8 protein-coding genes and 1 pseudogene are annotated in these 6,856 nt (G+C 44.2%); 7 read left to right on the top strand and 2 right to left on the bottom strand.

Annotation, left to right across the window (positions count from 1 at the left end; translation table 11 throughout):
• The 4 genes and pseudogenes from SIN01_RS15325 to coaD all read left to right on the top strand — a co-directional run.
• A pseudogene (locus SIN01_RS15325) lies at nt 1-97 on the top strand (YlbF family regulator); the annotation flags it as partial.
• 134 nt (nt 98-231) lie between these two features.
• Entirely contained in the window at nt 232-519 is a 288-nt protein-coding gene (locus SIN01_RS04000) for a YlbG family protein (protein ID WP_010026714.1), read from the top strand.
• 402 nt (nt 520-921) lie between these two features.
• Complete coding sequence (rsmD, locus tag SIN01_RS03995; RefSeq protein WP_047035552.1) at nt 922-1,506, top strand: 16S rRNA (guanine(966)-N(2))-methyltransferase RsmD; 585 nt, start codon at nt 922-924, stop codon at nt 1,504-1,506.
• On the top strand, nt 1,499-1,999 hold the full coding sequence (coaD, locus tag SIN01_RS03990) for a pantetheine-phosphate adenylyltransferase (protein WP_010026234.1): 501 nt from the start codon (nt 1,499-1,501) through the stop codon (nt 1,997-1,999). Before rsmD ends, coaD begins: the two co-directional genes overlap by 8 nt.
• On the opposite strand, the gene spoVV is transcribed toward coaD, so the two are convergent.
• A complete protein-coding gene (gene spoVV / locus SIN01_RS03985) occupies nt 1,988-3,193 on the bottom strand; it encodes a dipicolinic acid transporter SpoVV (protein ID WP_010026236.1) in 1,206 nt (401 codons plus the stop codon). The two genes, coaD and spoVV, sit on opposite strands and share 12 nt — an antisense overlap.
• 172 nt (nt 3,194-3,365) lie before the next feature.
• On the opposite strand from spoVV, the gene SIN01_RS03980 reads away from it, so the two are divergent.
• Entirely contained in the window at nt 3,366-4,379 is a 1,014-nt protein-coding gene (locus SIN01_RS03980) for a SepM family pheromone-processing serine protease (protein ID WP_010026237.1), read from the top strand.
• 39 nt (nt 4,380-4,418) lie between these two features.
• Here SIN01_RS03980 and SIN01_RS03975 read toward each other — a convergent pair whose 3' ends face one another.
• The gene (locus tag SIN01_RS03975; protein ID WP_010026238.1) at nt 4,419-5,663 is read right to left on the bottom strand and encodes a nucleotidyltransferase; all 1,245 of its coding nucleotides are present in this window, start codon (nt 5,661-5,663) and stop codon (nt 4,419-4,421) included.
• A 181-nt stretch (nt 5,664-5,844) separates the two neighbouring features.
• On the opposite strand from SIN01_RS03975, the gene SIN01_RS03970 reads away from it, so the two are divergent.
• Nucleotides 5,845-6,360, top strand: a complete 516-nt coding sequence (locus tag SIN01_RS03970; RefSeq protein ID WP_010026239.1) for a YceD family protein — start codon at nt 5,845-5,847, stop codon at nt 6,358-6,360.
• A 24-nt stretch (nt 6,361-6,384) separates the two neighbouring features.
• Nucleotides 6,385-6,558: a 50S ribosomal protein L32 gene (gene rpmF, locus SIN01_RS03965; RefSeq protein ID WP_010026240.1), complete on the top strand. Its 174-nt coding sequence runs from the start codon at nt 6,385-6,387 to the stop codon at nt 6,556-6,558.
• The last annotated feature ends 298 nt before the right edge of the window (nt 6,559-6,856 follow it).

Raw genomic sequence — 6,856 nt, 5'->3', positions numbered from 1 at the left:
TAAGTCAATAAAAGTACCGACCGGAGATCCATTTTTTGACCGCTCGTGTAGCAGCGGGTGCGGATCAGGTGGAAAATGCGGCTGTCATTCGCATTAAGGCATCGTTTCTATTGTTTCGATGATGCTCAGAGAGAAGAATGGTTTCTGCTTATGGATCATTAAGCACGTGTGCGGATTTGTTCCTGAGTATAAATCATTAAAGGACCGGAAACAAAGGGGTGGCGTGTTTCAGTGGGGATTCAGAACAGAGACGGAATTATTGTCTGGCTTTATAATACAAAATATTTACGTGTGCTTCGGCGTTATGGTTATGTGCATTACATCTCAAAACGGATGAAGTATGCGCTTCTTTATTGTGATCGTGAGCAAACAAAAAAGACCTTGAATCAGCTGCTTAAATTAAAATTTGTTAAAGCAGTGGATGTGTCGCATATGCAAGAGGTTAGAACGACCTATGAAAAGGGAAAAACTAGAGCTGAGGAACGCGACGAGAGGCTGATGCGCGAGCAAGTACGCTGATCGTTAGCGTTTAACAGCAGCGGACAAGCTGAAGCGGTGTACAATTGGAGCGTTGATTGCTACGAACATGGCTGATAAATGGAATAAATTTAAGAAAAAGAAAAAACCCGCAGGCAAACTGCGGGCTGTCTTTACGCATCAATAAAGATGCAAGACAATGGGAGAGGAGAAACCGGCGGAAAACTTATGGGGAAACGTAAGCATCCGCGGTTGGGCCAACATCTCTCTAGGATGTTGCCAAAAGCTAGTATTCACCAAGCAATGAAATTATATACATGGCAATTAATTGTGAGACAGGACTGAAGCGGACATGCGTTTTTTTGGTTTCTGCGGCCGTTAAGATCAATCGGCTATGGGAGATTGATTGCTCATCCGATATATCTTCAAGTGGAGGGTCGATTCATGAGAGTGATTTCAGGAGAAAACAAAGGACGACGGCTTAAAGCGGTTAATGGGCGAATGACGCGCCCGACGACGGATAAAGTAAAAGAAACGATTTTTAATATGATTGGTCCTTTTTTTGACGGAGGCGCTGTTCTTGATCTCTATGGAGGAAGCGGGGCTCTGGGCATTGAGGCACTCAGCCGCGGTGCGCGCGCGGCGGTTTTTGTTGACCGGGCTGGAGCGGCCTGTCAGACAATTCGTGAAAATATTGCGCTGTGCCGTTGCGAGAATCGTTCAAAAGTGCTTAAACTTGATGCAACGCGTGCTTTGGAACAGCTAAGCAATGATGGAATGAACTTTGATTTGGTTTTTTTAGATCCTCCTTATGCGAAGCAGCACATTCGATTAGACATTGAAACACTCATTGAAAAGGATTTGCTGGCTGACCATGCGGTTGTTGTTGCAGAGCATGAAACAGGAGTTGAACTTCCCGAATCTTTTCATGAACGGTTGAATCGGGAAAAATATCGAACCTATCAGGGGCAAACGGCAGTATCGATCTATATCTGCCGATCTGAAAAGGGAAGTGTTTCGGGTGAGTGAACGAATTGCGGTTTATCCGGGCAGTTTTGATCCGGTGACCTATGGACATTTGGATATTCTCAAACGCGGGCTTACGGTTTTTGACCATGTCATTATTGCTGTACTGAATAATTCGTCTAAGCACCCGCTCTTTACAGTTGAGGAACGTGTTGACATGCTCAAGAAAGCTACAGCTCATTTAGATTCGGTGACTGTCGATTCTTTCGAAGGTCTCCTTGTGGACTATGTGCAAAAGAAAAAGGTCAGTATTGTGCTGAGAGGACTGCGCGCAATTTCCGACTTTGAATATGAACTGCAAATTGCCTCAATTAATAAGCATTTGAACCCGAAAATTGAAACCTGTTTTATGATGACGAGCAATCGGTATTCTTTTTTAAGTTCAAGTATGGTTAAAGAGGCTGCAATGTACCATGGATCGGTTCATGAACTCGTACCCGATCCGGTGGAACGCGCGTTAAAAGCAAAGTTTGACAGAGGCAGGTCATCCATTTAAATGATGACTGTGTGAACAAACTCTGTGCAACTGAAGCAGAATAAAAATGATGAGCACAACGAATGTAAGCGTCGGTCCCCAAAAAACTGCACGGTGGGTCAGAACACTTAAGTTCTGACTGAACGCGGTTGTCGTTTCAACCGTGCTGCTGTTTGTAGAGAATACGTGAAAAAGCAAGAATGCGGCGATGGATGAATAGATCATTTGCAAGATGCGTCCGATTAAAAATAGACGAGAACTGAGTCCTGCTTGAGAAAGAATACTGACTGCTTGGGCTTGAATGGAAAAGCCGCAAAAGCCGAGCAAACCTGAAACAACGACAACTTGTTCAATGAGTGGCACCGATGTTAACTCGGCAACCGACTTGTCGCCGATTGTTAATTCGAAAAGCCCAGGAATCACCGCTGAACCAAGCTCGGGTGAAAAGCCAATCCATTTGAAACATATGCTGAGTACTTCTCCCAAGAGGTTGATTGCACCAATGTTGAGGAATAATTGATACAACATTGAAAAAAGAGCGATGAAACCGCCAATTGCCAAGAGTGTCGTAACCGATGACACGACGGCATCGCCTATTTTTTTTCCGAACGGCTGATTGTGCGCAAGACGCTCTTGGTGCATACACTCAAGTGCATAAACGAATCGTGAGCGGACTTGGACGGTATTTGTCCTTTTTTTACTATTACTGAAGAAGCGCATGGTTAAACCGACACAAAGATTACCAAAATAATGGGAAAGCGCGAAAATAATCCCAAGTGAAGCTTGGTGAAAGAACTGAACAGCGGTAACACTAAAGATAAAAAGCGGGTTGCTGAAATTTGTGAAGCTCGCCAACCGCTCTGCTTCGGACTTGGTGAGTTTCTTGTCTTTATAAAGGTCAGCTGTGATGCGTGCGCCTGCAGGGAAACCAGAGACAACCCCCATCATTAAAACAAACCCGCCGATTCCCGGTAAGCGAAAGATCGGCCGCATCAGCGGTTCCATCAAAATACCGGCAAAATTGACAACACCGAAACTGATCATTAATTCTGCAAGCACAAAGAATGGAAACAATGCCGGAAATACCTGGTTCCACCAAATAGTTAATCCCTTGATCGAACCGCCGACAGCAACTTCGGGATAGCAAACCATAAGTGCGACAAGGGCAACTGAGCCTGCCGCAAGCAAATAAGTAAATGTTTTTGATTGATTCATTGATTGGGTTCACCTGCAATTTTCAGTGTATCGATGACTTGTCCGTTATGACACTATACGTTTCGATCTTCGCATATAGACCAATCGATGATCAAAATAAATAAGCACATACTACATATAATCACAAAGGTTATTCTCTCGAAATTCTGTAACTGAAGGAGGCGGCGTTACTTTGCGGAGAAGAATAATAAAGTGGACCTTGATCATTGCTGTTGTTGTGCTCCTCGGGCTTAACTTTGTCAGCACACCTTATTATGTGCAGCGTCCGGGAAAAGCTGAATCAATGGCGAAAATGGTTCAGGTGACCGGAGCAAAAAAAGTTGACGGAGCCTACCGTCTTGTCTATATCTATTTAGGAAAAGCGAATATTTACCAATACTTATGGGCGAAATTCGATCGGAATAAATATTCAACGTTAGTTAAAGAAAATCAGGTTAAAATGCCTGAAGAGGATGAACAGGATTATAATTTGCGTCAGCAAAACTATATGAGCAGTGCCCAGCAGTCGGCGGCTTACGTTGCTTACAAAGCTGCGGGCAAGGCTCCTAAATTAACGGAAGCCGGAGTGCTTGTCCTTGGTGTCATGAAAGGAATGCCAAGCAGTAAAGTGCTTAAGACCGGGGATCTGATTACTGGGGTAGACGGTCAAAAGATTGCGACTGTGCAAGATATGGATCGCGTAATTAAGATGAAGAAGCTTGGCGACACCTATCGAGTGACACTGATGCGCGGTCATCGAGTCAGGAACGTTGCTGTAAGATCTGCACCATTCCCAAAACAATATGTTGGGGCAGGCAGAGGCTGGGGGATTGGCATCTACCAAGATAATCATGTCAAAGTTCAGGTGAGTCCTAAAGTAAACTTCGACATACAAAATATTGGCGGACCTTCTGCAGGGCTGATGATGACTTTGGAATTATACGATCAATTGGTTCCGGAAAACCTTGCAAGAGGAAGGGACATTGCCGGAACCGGAACGATTGGCTTAAACGGTCAAGTCGGGCCAATCGGAGGGATTGCTGAGAAAGTAGTCGGGGCATCCAGATCGGGTGCGGATCTCTTTTTTGCCCCTGCGGCTGATCATGAATACGAGACCGCTCGAAAGACGGCAAAAGATATCCATACAAGAATGAAAATTGTAAAGGTTGCGACATTCAAAGAAGCCGTTGCGTATCTGAAACGATAACACATACAGGGTTGAAACAGGACGATTTCCTAATGAGTGTCACTCATTGAGAAATCGCCCTGTTTTTTCATCATAGCGAAACGGAGGATGTCCTGTTTCACTGTAGGTTGTCTTTGTTTGGTCTTTAATCGTTAAGAAATCGTAAATTTGAGCTGCTTTGAGATCAAGCTCCACCATTTCCGAACGGTGATTGCGTATTTTAGAAAGGATTGGAACCGTGATCTTCTTTCGAATCTTCGCCAGATATGCTTGTCCGACGCCGTTCATTCCAAGCAGACGGATCGCATCAGGCTCACTTTCTAAAGCAAGTGAAATTGCCTGTTTTTTCAGTGTATCCGTCAAAATGTGTGCCGAGAGACGCTGTAGACGTGCCCACGTGTACCGCTTTGTTTTAACTGCCGAGATAAACGCTTGAAAAGAGTGCGCATGACGAATTTGCGATTGCAACCGATGTTCAATACCCTCTTCCATCTCATAAATAGCGTGAAGCCGCTCTTTGCTTGAGGAGATTAGTTTATATTTCAAATAGGGAAAGAAGAGTTCCCAAGTTCCGTAGGCTTGTTCGCGATGAGCCAATTCTAATCGATCAGCAACAAAATCAGGCACTTTATTGCTCATCGACTGTATCGATTGTTGCTGAAGATGGCTGCGGATGCTTGATGCGCTGGCAATAGTGTTCTCTTGATCCCAACTCTGATCATTGTGCTGCGCGTGACGTCTTGGAATGGTGTACGGTATTATCGGACTGTTTCGCTGCCGAATTGCTTTGATGTATTGAAAACCAAGGCTGTTATTAGGTTCTGCTAAATCGACGAGATCAATTGATTTGTCCGCAGCGATAGCTCGGTAAGCAGCTGCATGGGCATTTGGGTAACTCAATCCCCGCTTCATTGATTCATTTAATTTCGTGTCATAGTCTGCTTGGTGGTGCTCAATCAGCGAAAGGGTATTCATAAAAGGAGCAATTTTTCCATTTTCGCTGCTGAAGAATAATGCGTTTACTCCGAGCCGATCCATAATGGCGACTGCGCCTCGAGCGAAAACATCCGCCTTAGCGACTGCATAGATATAAGGAAGTTCAACGATAAGATCCGCACCTGCTTGAAGCGCCATTTGTGTGCGCCGCCATTTTGAAACAAGTGCCGGTTCGCCTCTTTGTACGAAATCCCCGCTCATGACGACAATGACAAGGTCAGGATGCAATTGTTTCTTTAGCGTGTCAAGCTGATAGCGGTGTCCATTATGAAATGGGTTATATTCGGCGATAATTCCGGCAATAATCATTATGCGTTCATCCTTTTTGAAATCAAGATCATGAATGGTCCTATTTTATCATAATCATCGAATGAAAGAGAAATTGCTCTTGATCCGCTTATTATGATAATCTTAACTAAGGAAGCTCGGCGGATTGACATTCTATTATGCGGGGCTTATAATAACATTTGTTGTCTAGAGGTGGTTCAGTATGTCTTTAACATGGTCCGTTCCTGATCTGATGCAGTATCGAGATGAGGGGCTGAGTTTTAACAAAGAAGTTGTATTACCTCTGGAATTGTTTCGCTCGGATCCTGAAATACGAAGCATATCACCTGTTGAGGTTAAGGGTGTCGTTGAATTTTCAAAACGATCATTGACCTTCCATCTGCGGATATCGGGAACAATGGTGCTCCCATGTGCCTTGACGTTGGAAGATGTTGATTATCCCTTTCAAATCAATAGTGCCGAAACATTTTTGTTAACGGCGGGGAACGGAGACGAAGATGAGGGAGAATTTGTCCATACCATTGAGAATGAACAAATTGATTTAATCCCTTATCTCGTTGAAGCAATTATGGTTGAGAAACCGATGCGAGTAGTCAGTGAAAAAGCGCGTGCTCAGGATCATCTCTCCGGGAATGACTGGGCGCTTGTTGATGAGGAAACGTCGAAGCACCAGATTGATCCAAGGTTGGAAAAACTGAAAAAGTTTTTTGACGATTAATTAGTGTCTGAGGAGGTGTCATCCATGGCAGTACCAAAAAGAAGAACGTCTACAACACGCAAAAACAAGCGTCGTACACATTTTAAGCTGGCCGTTCCAGGCATGGTGAAGTGTGACAACTGTGGTGAATATAAATTAGCTCACCGTGTGTGCCCGTCATGCGGCTCATATAAAGGTGAAGAAGTCGTAGAGAAATAATTTTTATTCATGCGAGGGAGCCCAAGCGGCTCTTTTTTTTGTTGGAAAAAATTAAAGTCAAAAAGTGCAAGCGATAAAAGAGATTTCTACAGGCCTTTTGAATTAAGCCGAGGTGCTCCCGGATCGCCTACGGTCGCGCCCTGATGATGGGAGCGGCTTGAGTGTCGTTCAAGCATATTTTGATGAATGAAAGCCGCATTCAGAGCAAAAGGCACTTCTGCTAAGTAAAGGAACTTTCGCTAATTATAAAGGAACTTTCGCTAATTGAAAAAGGAAATTTCGCTAAGTGCGCATACGT

The organism is Sporolactobacillus inulinus (genome assembly GCF_006539285.1).
Classification (GTDB): Bacteria; Bacillota; Bacilli; order Bacillales; family Sporolactobacillaceae; genus Sporolactobacillus; species Sporolactobacillus inulinus.
This window is presented reverse-complemented; position numbering and strand designations above follow the sequence as displayed.

Excerpts from the sequence above, each read along its gene's own strand:
- SIN01_RS03975 (WP_010026238.1), bottom strand. The coding sequence starts at position 5,663 with ATGATTATTGCCGGAATTATCGCCGAATATAACCCATTTCATAATGGA.
- spoVV (WP_010026236.1), bottom strand. The coding sequence starts at position 3,193 with ATGAATCAATCAAAAACATTTACTTATTTGCTTGCGGCAGGCTCAGTT.
- SIN01_RS03970 (WP_010026239.1), top strand. The coding sequence starts at position 5,845 with ATGTCTTTAACATGGTCCGTTCCTGATCTGATGCAGTATCGAGATGAG.
- rsmD (WP_047035552.1), top strand. The coding sequence starts at position 922 with ATGAGAGTGATTTCAGGAGAAAACAAAGGACGACGGCTTAAAGCGGTT.
- rpmF (WP_010026240.1), top strand. The coding sequence starts at position 6,385 with ATGGCAGTACCAAAAAGAAGAACGTCTACAACACGCAAAAACAAGCGT.